This window comes from Amycolatopsis sp. NPDC114504, from assembly GCF_055633595.1.
Genome location: NZ_JBVKDU010000005.1, coordinates 401,221 through 420,845, shown reverse-complemented (window position 1 = coordinate 420,845; position 19,625 = coordinate 401,221). Strand labels below are relative to the sequence as shown.

Sequence of the window (19,625 nt, the reverse complement as noted above, 5' to 3'; positions counted from 1 at the left end):
TCGCATATCGAGAATAGCCTCTGACATGCGACGAGGTCAACGGCGGCCCCGGTGCCGCTACTTCTTCTCGACGTGCTGCCAGCCGAAGCGGCCCTTGATGCAGAGGTTGCCGTGCGTCACCGAGCTTTCGTGCGGGGAGGTCACCTTGACGATCTCGTTGTCCTGGACGTGCAGCGTCAGGTTGCAGCCGACCCCGCAGAACGTGCACACGGTCGTCGTCGCCGTCTGGCGGGACTCGTCCCAGGTGCCGTCCTCGCGCTTGTCGTACTCGCGCTTGAAGCTCAGTGCCCCGGTCGGGCAGACCTCGACGCAGTTGCCGCAGTACACGCACGCACTGTCCGGCAGCGGGTTCGAGAACTCCGTCGAGATCCGCGCGTCGAACCCGCGGCCGGCCACGCTGATGGCGAACGAGTTCTGCCACTGGTCGCCGCACGCGTCGACGCACTTGTAGCAGAGGATGCACTTCTCGTAGTCGCGGACGTACAGCTCGTTGTCCACCAGGGCCGGCTGCGCGACCGTCGCCGCGTCCGGGCCGAAGCGGTCCGGTTCCGCGCCCGCGGCCTCCATCCACTCCGCGACGCCGGGGGTGGTCGACAGATCCGTCGCGGACGCCAGCAGTTCCAGCACCACCTTGCGGCTGGTGCGCGTCCGCTCGGAGTCGGTGTGCACCACCATGCCCGGTTCGGCCTTGCGCGAGCACGACGGCACGAGCGTCCGCGAGCCCTCGACCTCCACCATGCAGACGCGGCAGGCGTTCGCCGGTTCCAGGGTGTCGCCGTAGCACAGCGTGGGGATGTCCTTGCCCGCCGCCGTGCACGCGTCGAGGATCGTCGAGCCCTCGGGTACGCGGACCGACTCACCGTCCACAGTGAACTCGACCAGCCGGCGCGGGATCCCGATGTCCACAATGGTCATTGCAGCGCTCCCAGCCGGTCGATGGCGGATTCGATGGCGTTCCACGCGGTCTGGCCGAGGCCGCAGATCGACGAGTCCCGCATCACCTGCCCGACCTCGCGCAGGAGGGGCCGTTCGTCCGATCCGGCCGACAGGACACGCTGGATCGCCTCCTCCTGCCGCACCGTCCCGATCCGGCACGGGACGCACTGCCCGCACGACTCGTCGCGGAAGAACGACGCGATCCGCAGCAGGAACCCGCCGAGGTCGGCCAGGTCGTCGAGCACCAGGACGACACCCGAGCCGAGGGTCGTCTTCGCCGCCCGCGCGTCCTCGAACGTGAGCGGCAGGTCCAGCTCGTCGGGCCGGACGAACCCGCCCGCGGCACCGCCGAGCAGGATCGCGCGCAGCGAACGCCCCTCCGGCACTCCCCCGGCCAGCTCGAGGAGCGAACGCAGCGTCGTGCCGAACGGCACCTCGTAGACGCCGGGCCGCTCGACGTTCCCGGACAGGCAGAACAGCTTCGGCCCGGCCGAGGCCTCGGTGCCGAGCGCCCGGTACGCGGCCGCGCCCTCGGTGAGGATCAGCGGCACGTTCACCAGCGTCTCGACGTTGTTGACCACGGTCGGCTTGCCGAACAGCCCCTTCTCGACCGGGAACGGCGGCTTCGTGCGGGGTTCGCCGCGGAAGCCTTCGATCGAGTTGAAGATCGCGGTCTCCTCGCCGCAGATGTACGCACCCGCGCCGCGCCGGATCTCGACGTCGAACGAGAACCCTTCGTGGCCCATGATGTCCACCCCGAGGAACCCGCGTTCCCGGCAGACGTCCAGCGCGTTGCGCAGCAGCCGCAACGCCCGCGGGTACTCGCCGCGCAGGTAGACGTAGCCCCGCCGGGCGCCGATCGCGAACGCGGCGATCGTCATCGACTCGACCAGCGCGAACGGGTCGCCTTCGAGCAGCACCCGGTCCTTGAACGTGCCGGGCTCGCTCTCGTCGGCGTTGCACACCAGGTAGTGCGGCCCGGCGGGCTGGGCGGCGGTGGCCGCCCACTTGCGCCCGGTCGGGAACGCGGCGCCGCCCCGCCCGAGCAGGCCGGAGTCGGTGACCTCGCGGATCACCGCGGCCTCGCCCATGCGCAGGGCATTGCGCAGTGCCGCGTACCCGCCCGCCGCGCGGTAGTCGTCCAAACTGGACGGATCGACCACGCCGACTCGGCGCAGCAGCCGCAGTCCGTCCTTTTGGTGGATGACCGGCGGCGAGCCGTCTCCCGCGAGCTCCCGCTGCGCGGCCAGCACGGCCGACGCGCCGGTCGCCGGGGCGAGCAGCTCGGTGGTGGCCGGTTCGCCGGCTTGGAACGTCAGCGCCGCGGGGGCTCGTTCGCAGACGCCGACGCACGGGCTGCGCAGCCACGTGACCCCGCCCCGCGCCTTCCCCGCGGCGCCGACGTGCTCGGTGAGGACGTCGCACACCGTGTCCGCGCCCTTGAGCCGGCACGCCAGGTCGGTGCACACGTGCACCACCCGCTCCGGCCGCTCCTCCAGGGCGAACAGCGAATAGAAGCTCGCCACGCCGTACGCGTCGGCGGGCGGCACGTGCAGCGCCTCGCAGATGAGGTTGAGCGCGCCCTGGCTGATCCAGCCGACCCGGTCGTTGACCGCGTGCAGGGCGGGCAGCAGCTGGTCGCGCCCGCCACCGGCAAACGCCGCGACGGCCTCCCGCTCTTCCCGCGACGCGACGGCGTCCAAGAGCTTCAGGTCCACTTCAGACCTCCACCGGCAGCTTGTCGACGCGGATCGCGGCGGCCTTGTACTCGGCGGTCCCGGCGATCGGGCAGGTCGCCTCGATGGTGATGACGTTGACGTCGACCTCGTCCGGGAAGTGGAACGTCATGAACGCCAGCCCCGGCTTCAGGCCCTTGTCGAGCCGCACGGGCGCCACGATCTCCCCGCGCCGCGAAGAGATCCGGACCAGCTCCTCGGGTGCCACGCCGAGGGCACGCGCGTCCTCGGGGCAGAGGTCCAGGGTCTCGCCCTGCCGCAGCGGCGACGGGAACCCGCCGGACTGGACGCCGGTGTTGTAGGAGTCGAGCCGCCGGCCGGTGGTGAGCCGGATCGGGAACTCCTCGGTGAGCAGGTCGACCGGCGGGCTGTGCTCGATCACCGTGAACGGCGCCGGGCGGCCGCGCTCGGCGGGGTCCTCGGCCCACAGCCGGCCGTGCAGGAACGTCGGCTCGAGGGTGTCCTCGGAGTAGCACGGCCACTGGATGCCGCCGAGTTCTTCGAGGCGCGCGTAGGACATCCCGGCGTGCATCGGGGACAGCGACCGCAGCTCGTCCCAGACCTCCTCGCCGCCGGTCTGGTGCCAGTCGTGGCCGAGCCGGCGGGCCAGCTCCGAGAGCAGCTCGATGTCGTCGCGCGCGCCCGCCGGCGGGTCGAGGGCCTTGCGGACGCGCTGGACACGGCGTTCGGAGTTGGTGAACGTGCCGTCGCTCTCGCACCAGGCCGCCGACGCCGGCAGGACGACGTCGGCCAGCTGCGCGGTCTTGGTGAGGAAGATGTCCTGCACCACCAGGTGGTCCACGTTGGACAGTCGCTTGATCGTGTGTTCGCAGTCCGCTTCGGACTGGACCGGGTTCTCGCCGATGATGTACACGCAGGTCAGGGCGCCGCGTTCCATCGCGTCGAGCATCTGGGTGAGGTTGAGGCCCTTGTGCGGCGGGATCGACGAGCCCCACGCGGCGTCGAACTTCGCCCGGACGCCGGCGTCCAGGATCTCCTGGAAGCCCGGCATGCGGTCGGGGATGGCGCCCATGTCACCGCCGCCCTGGACGTTGTTCTGGCCGCGCAGCGGGTTCAGCCCGGCGCCGTAGCGGCCGACCTGCCCGGCCAGCAGCGACAGGTTGATCAGCGCGAGGACGTTGTCGGTGCCGTTGTGGTGCTCGGTGATCCCGAGCGTCCACGACAGCTGGCCGCGGTCGGCCCGCGCGTAGGTGTGGGCCAGCTCGCGGATCAGCTCGGCCGGCACGCCGGTGGTCTTCTCCGCGACCTCCAGCGTCCACGGCTCGACCGACGCGGCGAACTCGGCGAACCCCTCGGTGGCGCGCTCGATGAACGTCGTGTTCGCCAGTCCGGAGTGGATGATCTCGCGCGCGATCGCGTGGGCCAGCGGGATGTCGGTGCCGACCTCGAGCTGCAGCTGCCGGTGCGCCCACTGCGCGGTGCTCGTCCGCCGCGGGTCGACGACGAAGAGCTTCGCTCCCTTGTGGACGGCCTTGAGCACGTGCTGGAAGAAGATCGGGTGCGCCTCGCGGGGGTTGCCGCCCCAGATCACGATGACGTCGGCGTCCTCGATCTCCTGGTAGGACGACGTCCCGCCGCCGCTGTCGAACACCCGCGCCAGCCCGGCGACGCTCGGCGCGTGGCAGGTGCGGTTGCACGAGTCGACGTTGTTCGTGCCGATCACCGCGCGGGTGAACTTCTGGGCGACGTAGTTCATCTCGTTGGTCGCGCGGGCGCACGAGAACATCCCGAACGCCTCGGGCCCCTGGGTCTCGAGGGTCCGGCGGATCCCGGCGGCGGCCCGGTCGAGGGCTTCGTCCCAGGTCGCCGGCCGCAGCACGCCGGAGTCACGGACCAGTGGCTGGGTGAGCCGGACGTACGGCTCGGTCTTCTTGCGCTTCACGGGCACCTCCGGTTCAGTGCGCCCCGACGGGGACGGGCGGGTTGCTGGTGTGGTCGAGCAGCGAGATGGCGGCGTGGACGTGCCGCAGCGCCGGTGCGGGCACCCCGGTGAGGCCGGCCAGCTCCACGACCGCGCCGATGATCGCGTCGATCTCCAGGGGCTTGCCGGCTTCGAGGTCCTGCAGCATCGACGTCTTGTGGTGGCCGACGCGCCAGGCGCCGTCGATGCGCTTCTCGACCGAGACGCCCGGGTCGCTGCCCGCCGCGCGGGCGATGGCCAGGGTCTCGGTCATCATCGTGGCGACGAGCGCGCGCGTGTCGTCGTGCTCGCACATCTGCGCCATGGTCGCCCGGGTCAGCGCCGAGAGCGGGTTGAAGGCGACGTTGCCCATCAGCTTGATCCAGATGTCGTCGCGCAGCCGTGGTTCGACCGGTGCCTTGAGCCCGCCGGCGATCATCGCCGCGCTGAGCACCTTGCAGCGCGCGGAGATCTCGCCGTCCGGCTCGCCGAGGGAGAACCGGGTGCCTTCGAGGTGCCGGATCACGCCCGGCTCCTCGATCACCGTCGAGCAGTAGACGACGCAGCCGATCGCGCGCCGCAGCTCGAGCACGGCGGTCACCGAGCCACCCGGGTCGACGGTCTCGACGCGGTGCCCTTCGAGCGGGTGCCCGGTCAGGCCGTGGAAGTACCACCACGGGATGCCGTTCTGCGCGGCCACGACCGCGGTGTCCGGGCCGAGCAGCGGGGCGAGCAGCGGCTCGCACGAGGCGTAGGAGTTGGCCTTCAGGCCGAGGAAGACGAAGTCGACCGGGCCGACTTCGGCCGGGTCGTCCGTGACGTGCGGGTGCGCCGTGAAGTCGCCGCGCGGACTCAGCACGCGGACGCCGTGCTCGCGCATCGCGGCGAGGTGGGCCCGCCGGGCGATCAGGTGCACCTCGGTCCCGCCGCGGTGCAGCGCGGCCCCGACGTAGGCGCCGATCGCCCCGGCCCCGAGAACTGCCACCTTCATGATGTGCCTCCCACTTCGGTCCAGCACGTTATTGCATACAGTATCCTGGATCCGGTATTGAGACCAGGTTTTCCTGGCCGGCGACCGCGTGAAACTCCCGACAGGGTGAGTTCTGGGATTTTGCATACCAAAACCTGTATCCTGATCACAGATCTTCGCGTTCCTCTCCCTATCGAGGTGTCCCGTGAGCCAGCCCGCTTCCCCGCTCCAAGACCGCGGCCCCGGCGGCCGCCGCACGGCCAAGGGCTCGCTCAGCTCGACCGCAGCGAAGCGCGTCGAACGCCCCGCCCCGCTGCGCCAGGTCGTCTACGAGGCGCTCGCCGAGCTGATCATCAACCGCACGCTCGAACCCGGGCAGCACCTGGTGGAGGCCGACCTGGCCGAGTACCTCGGCGTCAGCCGGCAGCCCGTCCGCGAAGCCCTGCAGCGCCTGCAGAGCGAAGGCTGGGTCGACCTCCGGCCCGCGCAGGGCGCGTTCGTGCACCTGCCGACCGACGAAGAGGCCGACCAGCTGCTGAGCGTCCGCAGTGTGCTGGAGACGCACTCCGCGAAGCTCGCCGCCGGCAACGCGACGGCCGACGACGTCGAACGTCTCTGGGAGCTGCAGAAGGCGGGCATCACGGCCCTGAAGGCCGAGGACACCGAAGGCCTGGTCGCGGCCAACGCCGCCCTCCACGCGTTTATCACGCAGCTGTCGGGGAACGCCGTGCTGGCGGAGATGATCGGCCTCGTCGACCGACGGGTCCGCTGGTACTACACGCCGATCGCCCGCCCGCGCGGAAAGGACGCGTGGAACGAGCACGACGAGCTGATCAACGCGATCTCGTACGGGAACGCCGAAGCCGCGGAGGAGATCATGGCCAGGCACACCGAACGGACCCGCCAGGCCTACCACGAACGTCCGGAGGCTCCCCGATCCTGATTGAGGCAGGACCGGGGAGCAGGCAACCGGATCAGCCGCCCGCCGTGGCGGATGGTCGCGCAACCAGCTCGGTTTCGGCGAGCTGGTTGCGCGGCCGGCCCGGCTGGCGCAGGAACAGCGTCAGCACCGCCGACAGGAGCGCGATGCACCCGGCGAGGATGTACGCACCGGTGTAGCCCCACGCGCTGATGACCCCCGCGGCGAGACCGCCGCCGCCGACGCCACCGACCAGTTTCGCGCTGTAGACCAGGCCGTAGTTCGACGCGTTGTTGTTCTCGCCGAAGTAGTCCGGCACGAGCGCGGCGAACAGCGGGTAGAAGGCCCCGCCGCCGAACCCGGTCAGGAACGCGAACACCATGAACAGGAACAGGTTGTGCGTGTTCCCGGCGTACAGCACGCCGAACTGCGCCAGCGCCGCGATCACCAGCACCAGCGTCAGCGTCTGCTTGCGCCCGAGCTTGTCCGACGCCCAGCCGACGACCGCCCGCCCGGTGCCGTTCACGATCGCCAGCACGCCGGCCGACGAAGCCGCGACGAACGCGCCGAAGTGGCTTTCCTTGGCGAACGGCACCTGGAAGTTGATGCCGAACAGCGAGACGCCGCCGATGATCACCAGGCTCACCCACATCAGCGGGAGCATGCCGGTCCGGATGGCTTCCATCGGCGTGAACTGCCGGACCGCGGGCGGGTTCTTCGCCAGCGTCTTGATCCCGGTCCTGTTCTTGGCCCAGGTCAGCGGGTCGACCTCCTTCGGCCACCAGCTCTTCGGCGGGTCCTTGAACAGGAACCCGCAGACGCCGACGACGATCAGCATGTAGAGGCCGATCCCGTCGAGCACCCCCGTGACGTTCTCGTGGCCGAGGAACGCGCTGAACAGGTAGATGAACGGCACCGAACCGTAGGCGAAGCCGCCGTTCACGAACCCGGTCCGCGCACCGCGCTTCTCCGGGTACCACTTGCCGACCATGTTGATGCAGGTCGCGTACACGAGCCCGGCGCCGGTGCCGCCGAGGACCGAGTACCCGATGAACGCCAGCGTCAGGTTCCCGCTGTGCGCGATGGTGAAGTAGCCGATGCCGCTGCAGACGGCACCGATCAGCATCGCCGTCTTGGCCGAGACGAGGTTCTTCTCCCTCAGCCGGCCCGCCGGGAACGCCACCCCGGCCTGGAACACCGCCCAGATGCTCGCCAGCCAGAACGCGTCCGACAGCGACCAGCCGTACTTCTCCTCGAGGGTGCCTTCGACGGCGCCCCAGCCGTACTCGAACACGCTGACCGCCATCATGGCGATCCAGGGCAGCCAGACCATGAAGCTCCGGGAGCGCCCCATGATGTCGTGCGGTGACTCCCCTATCCGGTACACCCGTCCGTTCTCGTCAGTGATCTCCTGGTACGTAGCTGCGGTCATAAGAGTTCTCTTTCGTCACCGTTGACTCATGTCCCTCTGTTGCCGTCGTGCGGTGGATCTTCGTCCTTTCTCGTTCGGCGAGCCAGCCCCTGTGGAGGACGCTCAAAGCAGGCCCGCGGCCCGCGCCCAGCGGTACTTCGCACCGAGCACCGCGACGGGCTTTTCGGTGGTGTACGGATACGCGACGACCCCGTGGTCGTAGAGGTAGTCGCTCGCCTCTTCGACCTCGACGTCACCGGAGAGCGACGCAACGACGGGCTTGTGGATCCCCTTCGCGCGGTACTCCTCGACCACTTGCGCGACGAGCTCCGCGAACACCATCGGCGGGGTGACGATGGTGTGCCAGTAGCCCAGGATCAGGGCGTGGACGCGGTCGTCCTCGAGGCCCAGCGCGATCGTGTTGCGGTAGGTCGAGGGCGGCTCGCCGCCGGTGATGTCCACCGGGTTGCCGGCCGCGCCGAAGGGCGGGATGAACTTCCGGAACGCCGTGTCGAGGTCCGGCGGGATCTCCATCAGGTCCAGCCCGTTGTCGACGCAGGCGTCCGAGAGCAGCACGCCCGAGCCGCCGGCACCGGTGATGATGACGACGTTCTCGCCCTTCGGCGCCGGCAGCAGCGGGATGCCGCGGGCGTACTCGAGCATGTCGTTCAGCCCGGGCGCCCGGATCACGCCGCTCTGGCGCAGGATGTCGTCGTACACCTTGTCGTCGCCGGCCAGCGCGCCGGTGTGCGAACTGGCCGCCTTGGCGCCCTGCGACGTCCGCCCGGCCTTGAGCACCACAACCGGCTTGCGCTTCGAAACGCGCTTCGCCGTCTCCGCGAACGACCGGCCGTCCTTGAGGTCTTCGAGGTGCATCGCGACGAGCTGGGTGTTGTCGTCCTGCTCGAAGAAGGTGAGCAGGTCGTCCTCGTCGATGTCGGCCTTGTTGCCCACGCCGACGATCGAGGACACGCCCATCTTCGCCGAGCGGCTGAACCCGAGGATCGCCATCCCGATCCCGCCGCTCTGCGACGAAAGGGCCACGCCGCCCTTGACGTCGTACGGGGTGCAGAACGTCGCCGACAGGTTCTCCGGCGTGTAGTAGTAGCCGTAGATGTTGGGCCCGAGGATGCGCACGCCGTGCTTGCGCGCGATCGCGACGACCTCGTCCTGCAGCTCGATGTTGCCGGTCTCGCCGAAGCCGGACGGGATGAGGATCGCGCCGGCCGCGCCCTTCTTGCCGACCTCTTCCAGCGCCGCGGGGACGAACTTCGCCGGGATGGCGAACACCGCGACGTCGACGTCACCGGGCACGTCGGTGATGCTGGCGTAGGCCTTGCGGTCGAGGATCTCGGTGGCCTTGGGGTTGATCGGGTGGATCTCCCCCGCGTAGCCGCCGTTGACCAGGTTCTTCATCACGGAGTTGCCGATCTTGCCGGCTTCGGCCGACGCGCCGATCACCGCGATCGACGCGGGCTTCATGATCCGGTTCATCGAGGCGAGGATCTCCTCCTGGGTGAACCGGACCGGCTCCTTCGCCGCGTCCGGGTCGACCAGGATCCGGACGTCGACCGCGGTGGCCCCGGCCGCCGTCGCGAGCACCGGGTTGAGGTCCACTTCGGACAGCTGCGGGAAGTCGGCGACCAGCTGCCCGAGCCCGGTGATCACCGCGGCGAGCGCGTCACGGTCGACAGGATCCGAGCCACGGACGCCCCGGAGGATTTCCGCCGCCTGGATACCGTCGATCATCGACAGCGCTTCTTCGGTGCTCGTCGGCGCGAGCCGGAAGGTGACGTCCTTGAGCACCTCGACCAGGACGCCGCCGAGGCCGAACGCGACGATCTTGCCGAACGTCGGGTCGGTGACCGAGCCGATGATCACCTCCTGGCCTTCGGTGAGCATCTGCTGCACCTGGACGCCGAGGATCCGCGCGCCGGCGTTGTACGCCTTCGCGTTCTCGATGATCTTCTCGAAGCCCGCCTTTACAGCTTCGGCGTCCTTCAGGCCTACGAGGACACCGCCGGCCTCGGTCTTGTGCAGGATGTCCGGTGAGACGATCTTGAGCACCACCGGCAGCCCGATGTCCTGGGCGTGGGCCACGGCCTCGTCGGCCATGGCGGCCAGGCGCTCGGCCGGGGTCGGGATGCCGTAGGCCTCGCAGACCGCACGCCCCTCGGGCGCGGTCAGCGAGGACCGCCCCTCGGCCGCCGCCTGGTCGAGGATCTTCTCGACCGCCGTGCGATCCGCCACTCAGATCACCCCCGCCGCACGGAACTTGTCGAGCTCCGCTTCGCTGTAGCCGAGTTCGGACAGGACCTCGTCGGTGTGCTCGCTCAGCAGCGGCGAGCGTTCGATGTCGACCGGCGAGTCGGACAGCTTGAGCGGGCAGCCGACGGTCTTGAAGCTGCCGCGCTCCGGGTGCGCCACCTCGACGACCGAGCCGAGCTCGGCCAGGGTCTCGTCCTCGATCAGTTCCTTCGTGGACAGGATCGGGCCGCAGGGGATGTTGCAGGCGTTGAGCTTCTCGAGCACTTCCCACTTGGTGTGCTTCTCGGTCCACTCCTCGACGAGCGCGAACATCTTGTCCAGTTTGGACAGGCGGACCTCGGGCGTGGCCCAGGCCGGGTCCTCGGCCAGCTCGTCCTTGCCGATCAGCCGGGCGAGTGGCGCCCAGCCGGGTGGCTGGACGATCACGTAGATGTAGTCGTTCGGCCCGCCGGGCGCGCACTTGACCGCCCAGCCGGGCTGGCCGCCCCCGGAGGCGTTGCCCGAGCGCGGGACCTCGTCGCCGAACTGGTCGTTCGGGTACTCGCCGAGCGGGCCGTGGGTGAGCCGCTGCTGGTCGCGCAGCTTGACGCGGCAGAGGTTGAGCACGGCGTCCTGCATGGCGACCTGGACGCGCTGGCCGCGGCCGGTGGTGGTCCGCTGGAACAGCGCGGCGAGGATGGCGGCCACCAGGTGGATGCCGGTGCCGGAGTCGCCGATCTGCGCGCCGGTCGCGGTCGGTGGGCCGTCCTCGAAGCCGGTGGTGCTCATCGCGCCGCCCATGGCCTGCGCGATGACCTCGTAGGCCTTGAAGTCGGCGTAGCGGCCGGGGCCGAACCCCTTGATGGAGGCGTAGATCAGCCGCGGGTTGAGCGCCGAGAGCTTGTCCCAGGGGTAGCCGAACCGGTCGACGACGCCCGGGCCGAAGTTCTCGACCAGGATGTCCACTCCGGACACGAGCTTCTCGAAGACCTCTTTGCCTTCATCGCTCTTCATGTTGAGCGTGATGCTGCGCTTGTTGGAGTTCAGCATCGTGAAGTAAAGACTGTCGACGCCGGGGAGGTCGCGCAGCTGGCCGCGCGTGATGTCGCCCCGGCCGGGGGTCTCGAGCTTGATCACGTCCGCGCCGAGCCAGGCCAGCAGCTGTGTCGAGGACGGTCCGGACTGCACGTGTGTCATGTCGAGGACGCGCACGCCCTCCAGTGCCTTACCCATGCCTAGGCCTCCGCTCACTTGTACATGGTCTGGTTCATGGTTCCGGGGGCGTACACGTCGGGATCGACCCAGACGTTGATCAGCGACGGCTTGCCGGACTCGCGTGCCCGCTGCAGCGCCGGCGCGATGTCGGCCGGGTCGCGGACCTCTTCGCCGTGGCCGCCGAGCATCCGCGCGAACTCGTCGTAGCGGACGTCGCCGAGGGTGTTGCCGATGCGTTCGCGCGGCAGGCCGTACTTCGCGGCCTGGCCGTAGCGGATCTGGTTCATCGACGAGTTGTTGCCGACGATCCCGACGAACGGCAGGTCGAACCGCACCAGCGTCTCGAAGTCCCAGCCGGTGAGGCTGAACGCGCCGTCGCCGAAGAGCGCGACGACCTCCTTGTCCGGCCGCGCGTGCTTGGCCGCCATGACGAAGGGGATGCCGACGCCGAGTGTCCCGAGTGGACCGGGGTCCATCCAGTGGCCGGGCGACTTGGGCTGCACGACCTGGCCGGAGAAGGTGACGATGTCGCCGCCGTCGCCGATGTAGATCGAGTCCTCGGTCAGGAACTCGTTGATCTCGTGGACCAGCCGGTACGGGTGGATCGGGCTCGCGTCGGAGTGCTGCAGCGGCAGCCGCTTCTGCTTGGCCTTCTCCTCGACGGCCTGCAGCTCTTCGAGCCAGGCCTTGCGGCCGACGGCACCGTTGTCGGTGCGCCCGGACGCGGCTTCGGCCACTGCGGCCAGGACCTGACCGGCGTCGCCGACGATGCCGAGGTCGATGTCGCGGTTCTTGCCGACCGTGCGGTAGTCGAGGTCGACCTGCACGACGGTGGCGTCCTTCGACAGCCGCTTGCCGTAGCCCATCCGGAAGTCGAACGGGGTGCCGACGATGATGATGAGGTCGGCGTTGTCGAAGGCGTACCGGCGCGAAAGCTGGAAGTGGTGCGGGTCGCCGGGCGGCAGGGTGCCGCGGCCGGCGCCGTTCATGTACGCCGGGATGTTCAGCGTGCGCACGAGGTCCACGGCGGGTTCGGTCGCCCGCGTCGTCCAGACCTGGCTGCCGAGCAGGATGGCCGGCTTCTTCGCGTGCACCAGCAGGTCGGCGAGCTTCTCGATGTCGGCCGGGTCTCCCGCGTTCCTCGTCGACGCGCGGTAGCGGCCGGCCTCGGGGATCCTGGCGTTCTCGAGCGGCACGCGCGCGTCGAGGACGTCCCGCGGGATCTCCAGGAACGACGGCCCGGGCGCGCCGGCGTAGGCCTCGCGGAAGGCCATGCTCACGAGGTCGGCGACCCGCGCGGTGTGCGGCACGGTGGCGGCGAACTTGGTGATCGGCGTCATCATGTCCACGTGCGGGAGGTCCTGCAGGGACCCCATCTTGTGCTGTGTCAAGGCACCCTGGCCGCCGATGAGCAGCATCGGGCTCTCCGCGCGCAGGGCGTTCGCGACGCCGGTGACGGCGTCGGTGGTGCCGGGGCCGGCCGTGACGACCGCGCAGCCGGGCTTGCCGGTGATCCGCGCGTAGCCGTCGGCCGCGTGCGCCGCGACCTGTTCGTGGCGGACGTCGATGACCTGGATGCCTTCGTCGACGCAGCCGTCGTAGATGTCGATGATGTGGCCGCCGCACAGGGTGAAGATCGTGTCGACCCCCTCGGCCTTCAGCGCTTTCGCCACCAGGTGGCCGCCGGAGATCTCGGCGGGCGCGGGCTCGGCGCCGTTCGTCGCTCGGGCACTCTCCCCCGCGGTGGTGCCGGTCGTTGTCAGCGCCATTGCTCAACTCCTCTGGTCCGCCGCCGGATCTCTCTTGTCCGGCGCTCCGTATCCGGTCCGCTCATCGCCGCTGCCGGCGTCCGTCGAGGTCAGCGGCCTCTTCGCGGCAGACTGTAGATTGCATACCGTATGGGGTAGGCATATAGTCACTCCTCAAGCAGCCCGTGTCCAGGGCTATCCGCAGGGTTTTTCCGGGCCTCGCTCCCGCCCTCGCGGACCACCACTTCACGCCCTTGCCCTGCCCCGCCACGGAAAGGACGCCCCCGCATGGACCTCTTCGAACACGAAGCCCGAGATCTCTTCGAGAAGCACGGCGTACCCGTCCCCCGCGGCCGGGTCGCCGCCGATCCCGCCTCGGCCCGTTCTGCGGCCGCTTCACTCGGCGGGCCGGTGGTGGTCAAGGCCCAGGTGAAGACGGGCGGGCGCGGCAAAGCGGGCGGCGTCCGCGTGGTGCGGACAGCCGACGACGCCGAGCAGGCCGCCGACGACATCCTCGGCATGGACATCAAGGGCCACACCGTGCACCGCGTCCTGGTGACCGAAGCGAGCGAGATCGCCGACGAGTACTACATCTCCTTCCTGCTCGACCGCGCCGGGCGGACGTTCCTCGCCATGGCGTCGACCGAAGGCGGGATGGAGATCGAGGAGGTCGCGGCCACCCGCCCGGACGCCCTGGTCCGGGTGCCGGTCGACCCCCTCTCCGGCGTCGACTCGGCCGCGGTCGCCGCCGCGTTCCCCGCCGACGTCCGCGGCGAGGTCGCCGGCGTCGTCGAAAAGCTGTGGGACGTGTTCGTCGCCGAGGACTGCACACTCGTCGAGGTCAACCCCCTGGCCAGTACGTCGACCGGGATCGTCGCGCTCGACGGCAAGATCACCCTGGACGACAACGCGTCCTTCCGCCGTTCCGGCTCTTACGACGACCCGCTGGACGGCGACCCCCGGGAACGGGAAGCGCATTCCCTGGGCCTCAACTACGTCAAGCTCGACGGCGACATCGGGGTGATCGGCAACGGCGCCGGCCTGGTGATGTCCACTTTGGACGTCGTGGCGGCGGCCGCTCTCGAAGCGGGCGCGCGCGGGCCGGCGAACTTCCTCGACATCGGCGGCGGCGCGTCCGCCGAGGTGATGGTGAACGGGCTGACCGTGATCCTCGGCGACCCGCAGGTGCGCAGCGTGTTCGTCAACGTCTTCGGCGGGATCACCGCGTGCGACGCAGTCGCGACCGGGATCGTGCGGTCGCTGGAGATCCTCGGCTCCCGCGCCACGAAACCCCTCGTGGTCCGGCTCGACGGGAACAACGTCACCGAAGGCAGGCGGATCCTCGCCGAAGCGGCCCACCCCCTGGTCACCGTGGTGGCCACCATGGACGACGCCGCCCGCGAGGCGGCGAAGCTCGCGATCGCGGAGGTCTGACGTGGCCATCTTCCTGGACGAGACCAGCCGGATCGTCGTCTCCGGCATCACCGGGTCCGAAGGCGCCAAGCACACCCGGCGGATGCTGGCCGCCGGCACGAACGTCGTCGGCGGGGTGAACCCGCGCAAGGCCGGGCAGCACGTGGAGATCTCCGGTCGTTCGCTGCCCGTGTTCGGCAGCGTCGCGGAGTCGATCGCGTCGAGCGGGGCCGACGTCTGCGTGCTGTTCGTACCGCCGCCGTTCGTCGAGGACGCCGTGGTCGAGGCGGTGGACGCCGGGATCGGGCTCGCGGTGGTGATCACCGAGGGCGTCCCGGTGCACGACACCGCCCGGCTCTGGTCGCACGCCGTCGCGGCCGGCGGGCGGACCCGGATCATCGGGCCGAACTGCCCGGGCATCATCTCCCCCGGCAAGTCCAACGCCGGGATCATCCCGGCCGACATCACCGGCCCCGGGCGGATCGGGCTGGTGTCGAAGTCGGGCACCCTGACCTACCAGCTCATGCACGAGCTGCGCGACATCGGGTTCTCGACGTGCGTCGGGATCGGCGGCGACCCGATCATCGGGACGACGCACATCGACGCCGTCGAAGCGTTCGAAAAGGACCCGGAGACCGACCTGATCGTGCTGATCGGCGAGATCGGCGGCGACGCCGAGGAGCGGGCCGCGGAGTTCGTGCGCGCGAACCTGTCGAAGCCGGTCGTCGGGTACGTGGCCGGGTTCACCGCGCCGGAGGGCAAGACGATGGGCCACGCGGGCGCGATCGTCTCCGGCTCGGCCGGCACGGCGTCGGCGAAGAAGGAAGCGTTGGAGGCGGCGGGGATCCGCGTCGGACGGACGCCGAGCGAGACGGCGGCGCTGGTCCGGGAGGTGCTGGGCTGATGTCCGCGAAGCCGCGGCTGAAGCTGGCGGTGCTCGCGTGCATGGACGCGCGGTTCAGCGTCCACCGGCTGCTCGGGCTCGGCGAGGGCGACGCGCACGTGATCCGCAACGCGGGCGGCGCGGTGACCGACGACGCGATCCGTTCGCTGACGGTGAGCCAGCACCTGCTGGGCACGCGCGAGATCGTGCTGATCCACCACCGCGACTGCGGCATGCGGACGTTCACGGACACGGAGTTCGCCCGGCGCCTGGAGTCGTCGACGGGGATGCGGCCGGGCTGGGCGGCGGAGACGTTCACCGACCCGGCCCAGGACGTCCGCCAGTGCATCGCGCGGCTGCGGGCGTCGCCGTTCCTGTCTCATACGGAGGTGGTCCGCGGCTACGTCCTGGACGAGCGGACCGGGGCGCTGGACGAGGTGCCGTGATGGAGCTGCGTCAGCTGGCGGTGGTGGTGGCGGTAGCGGAGGAAGGTGGCTTCACGGCGGCCGCGCACCGCCTCCGGACGGTCCAGTCGACGGTGTCCACAGTGGTCCGGGCGCTGGAGCGCGACCTGGGGACGCCGTTGTTCCACCGCACGACGCACCGAGTGGTGTTGACGCCCGCCGGCGAGGCGTTCCTGCCCGCCGCGCGGGCGGCCCTGGAGGCGGTGGCGAGGGCCAGGGCGGCGGTGTCCCCGGTGGGCGGCCGGGTCCGGTTGGGGGTGTGCCCGGGGTTGCTGGCGGACTGGCACCGGGTGCTGGCCGCGTTGCGGCACGTGCACCCGGGGTTGGTGGTGGAGGTGCGGCAGGTTCAGGCCGGTGAGGTCGAGCGGGCGCTGGCGGAGTGCACGGTGGACGTGGTGCTGACGGTGGGTGCGGGGTGTGGTGCGGCCGCGGATTCCGCGAGCTTGAACGGGTTTGCGGCTGTGCCGCAGGACGCCGGGCTTGCGGCCGGCTCCGCGACGCGCGATCCCGGCCCCGCTGTGGCCAGCGATCTCGCGGCCGGGTCGGCGGCACGTGATGCGGCACCTGGCCTCGCCGCGCCCTGCGATCTCGCGGCCAGGTCGGCAGCACGAGATCCGGCACCCGACCTCGCCGCGCCCTGCGACCTCGCAACCGGGTCAGCGACACCTGATGTCGCACCTGGCCTCGCCGCACCCTGCGACCTCGCAACCGGCTCGGCGGCACGAGATCCGGCACCCGGCCTCACCGCGCCCTGCGATCTCGCGGCCAGGTCGGCGGCACGAGATGCGGCACCTGGCCTCGCCGCGCCTTGTGACCTCACAACCGGGTCGGCGACGCGCAGCCCCGCAGCCGATCCCGCCGTGGCCCGCGATCTCACTGCCGGGTCAGCGTCGCCTGGCCCGGCGCCCGATCCTGCGCCCCGCGACCGCACGCCCGGGCTGGTCGCCACTCCGCTCCCCGCGGACGAACTCGTCCTCGCCACCGCGCCCGGTGGGTCGCGGTCTGCTCCCGCCGATCTCTCCGAACTGTCCCTTGTGGACTTCCCGCTCGGCTGGGCCATCCGGGAAGCCGTCGACCGGGCTTTCCCCTGCCGGCGGCTCTCGCTCGAAGTCGATGATCTCGGCGTCGCCGCCGGGCTCGTGCGGGCCGGGCTGGCCGCCTGCGTTCTACCCGCGTCGGCGGCAGCGCGGTTCCCCGATCTCACCGTCCGGCGGTTCGATCGGCCGCCGTCGTGGCAGCTTGCCGCCCTGCACCGGGGCGATCCCTCCCCCGCGATCGCCGCGCTGCTCGCTCAGCTCGGCTGAAAGCCCAGCCGGTCGGGTCGTGTGTAGACGTTCATCGATGTGCCGCGCAGGAACCCCACCAGCGTCAGCCCCAGCTCCCCGGCCAGGTCCACCGCCAGTGACGACGGTGCGGAAACCGCTGCCAGCAAAGGTATCCCCGCCATCGCCGCCTTCTGGACCAGCTCGAACGACGCCCGCCCGCTCACCATCAGCGCCGTCCCGGACAGCGGTAGGCGGCCGTCGCGGGTCGCCCAGCCGATCACCTTGTCCACCGCGTTGTGGCGGCCGACGTCCTCGCGCAGGCACAGCAGCTTCCCGTCCGCGTCGAACAGCCCCGCCGCGTGCAGGCCGCCCGTGCGGTCGAAAACCCGTTGTGCCGCGCGGAGTTCGTCCGGCAACCCGGCGAGCGTCGCCGGGTCGATGCTGAACGGGTCGTCCGCGATCGGCCACGTCACCGTCGTCCGGACGGCGTCCAGGCTCGCCTTGCCGCACAGGCCGCACGAGGACGTCGTGTAGAAGTTGCGCTCCACCGACGCGTCCGGCGGCGCGACATCCGGCGCGAGCACGACGTCGAGGACGTTGTACGTGTTGCCGCCGTCGGCCGTGGCTCCGGCGCAGTAGCGGATCGAGTGAACGTCCGGAGCCGCCCGCACCACGCCCTCGCCGACCAGGAACCCGGCGGCGAGGTCGAAGTCGTCGCCGGGGGTCCGCATCGTGATCGACAGCGCTTTCCCGGCCACCCGGATTTCCAGGGGCTCCTCGACGGTCAGCGTGTCCGGGCGCGCGGTCGGCACGCCGTCGCGGACGCGCAGCACCCGGCGTCGGCTGGTCATCCGCCCCACGTCAGGCCGCCGGCAGCAGCGACTTGGGCCGGCCCGGCTGGGTCAGCCGCCCGGACAGGACCGCGCCGGCCAGGCTCAGCACCCCGGCCGCGGCGAACGCGCCGACGAACCCGTGCGACGTCACGACGAGCGCGGCGAGCCCGATCCCGACCACCGCACCGACGGCCTTGGCGGAATAGAGGATCCCGAAGTTCTGCGCCGGCGACTCCTCGCCGAAGAACTCGCGCACGAGGCCGAGCAGCAGCGTGTAGCAGCAGCCGTTCCCGAGGCCGGCGAGCGCGACACCCAGCAACAGCCCGACGGCGTGCCGGTGCTCGCCCGAGTAGAAGAGGACGAACTGGGCGACACCGCCCGCGAGCAGCGCGAACCGCAGGATGCGGTGCCGGCCGAGCCGGTCGGCGAGGCGGCCGATGAGGACCCGCCCGCTGCCGGTCGCCGCGGCGAGCAGCGCCAACGCGGCCGCGGCGAGCCCGGGCCCGCTGCGCTCGGCGACGAAGGTCGCCAGGTAGGCGAGGTCGAACAGCAGTACGGCGGCCGCGAGCACGATGACGAGGTACAGCGCGAGGGTCGTCCCGCACCGGAACAGCTCCGCCGGCCGGTAGTGCCGGACGGCCGGACGCCGGTTGTGCGCGCGGTCGAGCGCCCAGGTGCGGGGCTCGGGCGTCGCGGGCCACCAGTGCCGCGGCGGGTACCGGAGCAGGACGGCGCACCCGGCGATCACGGCGAGCACGACGCCCGCGGTCACGTCGAGGAGCACCGGCCGCGCGCCCGGCAACGCGGCGGCGAGCACGACGAACGGGACGCTGCCGTAGGCGAACGCGCCGCTCACGATGCCCGCGCTCGGCGCCGTCCGGTCCGGGAACCAGGCCAGCACGGCGCCGACGCAGGTGGCGTAGACGAGACCGGTGCCGAGCCCGCCGAGCACCGAATAGCCGAGGAAGACGGCGGGCAGGCTGGTCGCGTGCCCGAGCGTCACGAGCCCGGCGGCGCACAGCACCGCGCCGGCCGCCATCGCCGCGGGGGCCGGAAGCAGGCCGCGTTCCCGCAGCCAGGCGGCCGGGAAAGCCGTGCCGGCCTGGCAGATCGCCCAGAGGGCGAGCGACAGGACGATCCCGCCGAACGTCCAGCCGTGGTCCCGGCTCAGCGCGGGGACGATCGCCCCGAAGCCGTACTGCTGCACCCCGGCGGCGAGCATCGACGCCGCGGCCAGCCACGTGATCCACGTCCGCGGCCGGCCGAGCAGCTCCCGGTCGGACTGCCCGACGCGGTACCGCCGTCCGTAGACGTCCCGGAGCTCGCGGACTTCGGTCATCGCGACCGCCTCCTCAGAACCCTCGACTGAAGTTTGTATACAGTATGGAGTAGTCTGAGTGTGCGCTCGTCGCGGTCGATTGTCTACAGAAATGCCCGAACGGCGGCACGCGAGAGGCGGAAAGCGCTTCGCGGCGACGGTGCCCGGCGGGGCGAGAGTAAGGCGGCCCGGTGGCCATCGAGGGAGGAGGCGGCCACCGGGCCGTGCTCCGGCGCGGTACCGGCCGCGCGGAGCACTGCCAGTCTGGCCATCGGACCCACCCTCCGACAAGCTTTACCGGCCGGGAAATGTCCGCTCGCCGCGTTTTTTCGCGCCGGCGACACGA

15 protein-coding genes are annotated in these 19,625 nt (G+C 70.9%); 5 read left to right on the top strand and 10 right to left on the bottom strand.

The features are described 5' to 3' along the window. Nucleotides 1–57: 57 nt before the first annotated feature. From ACZ7PG_RS37975 to ACZ7PG_RS37960, 4 genes are read right to left on the bottom strand one after another with little or no spacing between them, the layout of a single operon-like run. A complete protein-coding gene (locus ACZ7PG_RS37975; protein WP_470244016.1) occupies nt 58–915 on the bottom strand; it encodes a 2Fe-2S iron-sulfur cluster-binding protein in 858 nt (285 codons plus the stop codon). After that, nucleotides 912–2,654: an NAD(P)H-dependent oxidoreductase subunit E gene (locus ACZ7PG_RS37970; RefSeq protein WP_470244015.1), complete on the bottom strand. Its 1,743-nt coding sequence runs from the start codon at nt 2,652–2,654 to the stop codon at nt 912–914. Before ACZ7PG_RS37970 ends, ACZ7PG_RS37975 begins: the two co-directional genes overlap by 4 nt. Nucleotide 2,655: 1 nt before the next feature. Beyond that, on the bottom strand, nt 2,656–4,575 hold the full coding sequence (locus tag ACZ7PG_RS37965) for a molybdopterin oxidoreductase family protein (RefSeq protein WP_470244014.1): 1,920 nt from the start codon (nt 4,573–4,575) through the stop codon (nt 2,656–2,658). A gap of 13 nt (nt 4,576–4,588) precedes the next feature. Continuing rightward, nucleotides 4,589–5,584, bottom strand: coding sequence for a 2-dehydropantoate 2-reductase (locus tag ACZ7PG_RS37960; protein ID WP_470244013.1), 996 nt, complete (start codon nt 5,582–5,584; stop codon nt 4,589–4,591). Nucleotides 5,585–5,768: 184 nt separating this feature from the next. On the opposite strand from ACZ7PG_RS37960, the gene ACZ7PG_RS37955 reads away from it, so the two are divergent. After that, nucleotides 5,769–6,506: a GntR family transcriptional regulator gene (locus ACZ7PG_RS37955; RefSeq protein ID WP_470244012.1), complete on the top strand. Its 738-nt coding sequence runs from the start codon at nt 5,769–5,771 to the stop codon at nt 6,504–6,506. 31 nt (nt 6,507–6,537) lie between these two features. Here ACZ7PG_RS37955 and ACZ7PG_RS37950 read toward each other — a convergent pair whose 3' ends face one another. The 4 genes from ACZ7PG_RS37950 to ACZ7PG_RS37935 form a co-directional block, all read right to left on the bottom strand. Beyond that, nucleotides 6,538–7,914 carry an OFA family MFS transporter gene (locus ACZ7PG_RS37950; protein WP_470244011.1) on the bottom strand — a complete coding sequence of 459 codons (1,377 nt, stop codon included), beginning with the start codon at nt 7,912–7,914 and terminating at the stop codon, nt 6,538–6,540. 102 nt (nt 7,915–8,016) lie between these two features. Continuing rightward, on the bottom strand, nt 8,017–10,143 hold the full coding sequence (locus ACZ7PG_RS37945; protein WP_470244010.1) for an acetate--CoA ligase family protein: 2,127 nt from the start codon (nt 10,141–10,143) through the stop codon (nt 8,017–8,019). Beyond that, nucleotides 10,144–11,373: a formyl-CoA transferase gene (gene frc / locus ACZ7PG_RS37940; protein WP_470244009.1), complete on the bottom strand. Its 1,230-nt coding sequence runs from the start codon at nt 11,371–11,373 to the stop codon at nt 10,144–10,146. Between the two features lie 14 nt (nt 11,374–11,387). Next, a complete protein-coding gene (locus tag ACZ7PG_RS37935) occupies nt 11,388–13,124 on the bottom strand; it encodes a thiamine pyrophosphate-binding protein (RefSeq protein WP_470244008.1) in 1,737 nt (578 codons plus the stop codon). A gap of 267 nt (nt 13,125–13,391) precedes the next feature. Here ACZ7PG_RS37935 and sucC point away from each other — a divergent pair, with 267 nt between their 5' ends. Genes sucC through ACZ7PG_RS37915 form a run of 4 tightly spaced genes read left to right on the top strand, consistent with a single transcriptional unit; the run spans nt 13,392 to nt 17,167 of the window. Then, on the top strand, nt 13,392–14,537 hold the full coding sequence (gene sucC, locus ACZ7PG_RS37930) for an ADP-forming succinate--CoA ligase subunit beta (protein WP_470244007.1): 1,146 nt from the start codon (nt 13,392–13,394) through the stop codon (nt 14,535–14,537). 1 nt (nt 14,538) lies between these two features. Next, nucleotides 14,539–15,420: a succinate--CoA ligase subunit alpha gene (gene sucD / locus ACZ7PG_RS37925; RefSeq protein WP_470244006.1), complete on the top strand. Its 882-nt coding sequence runs from the start codon at nt 14,539–14,541 to the stop codon at nt 15,418–15,420. Next, nucleotides 15,420–15,845 carry a beta-class carbonic anhydrase gene (locus ACZ7PG_RS37920; protein ID WP_470244005.1) on the top strand — a complete coding sequence of 142 codons (426 nt, stop codon included), beginning with the start codon at nt 15,420–15,422 and terminating at the stop codon, nt 15,843–15,845. The genes sucD and ACZ7PG_RS37920 overlap by 1 nt, the downstream gene beginning before the upstream one ends. Beyond that, nucleotides 15,845–17,167: a LysR family transcriptional regulator gene (locus ACZ7PG_RS37915; protein ID WP_470244004.1), complete on the top strand. Its 1,323-nt coding sequence runs from the start codon at nt 15,845–15,847 to the stop codon at nt 17,165–17,167. Before ACZ7PG_RS37920 ends, ACZ7PG_RS37915 begins: the two co-directional genes overlap by 1 nt. Here the strand turns inward: ACZ7PG_RS37915 and fdhD are convergent. Continuing rightward, on the bottom strand, nt 17,155–17,988 hold the full coding sequence (gene fdhD / locus ACZ7PG_RS37910) for a formate dehydrogenase accessory sulfurtransferase FdhD (RefSeq protein WP_470244003.1): 834 nt from the start codon (nt 17,986–17,988) through the stop codon (nt 17,155–17,157). The genes ACZ7PG_RS37915 and fdhD overlap by 13 nt on opposite strands. Nucleotide 17,989: 1 nt before the next feature. Then, nucleotides 17,990–19,300 (bottom strand): OFA family MFS transporter, encoded by a 1,311-nt coding sequence (locus ACZ7PG_RS37905; RefSeq protein ID WP_470244002.1) that lies wholly within the window; start codon nt 19,298–19,300, stop codon nt 17,990–17,992. Nucleotides 19,301–19,625 lie beyond the last annotated feature (325 nt).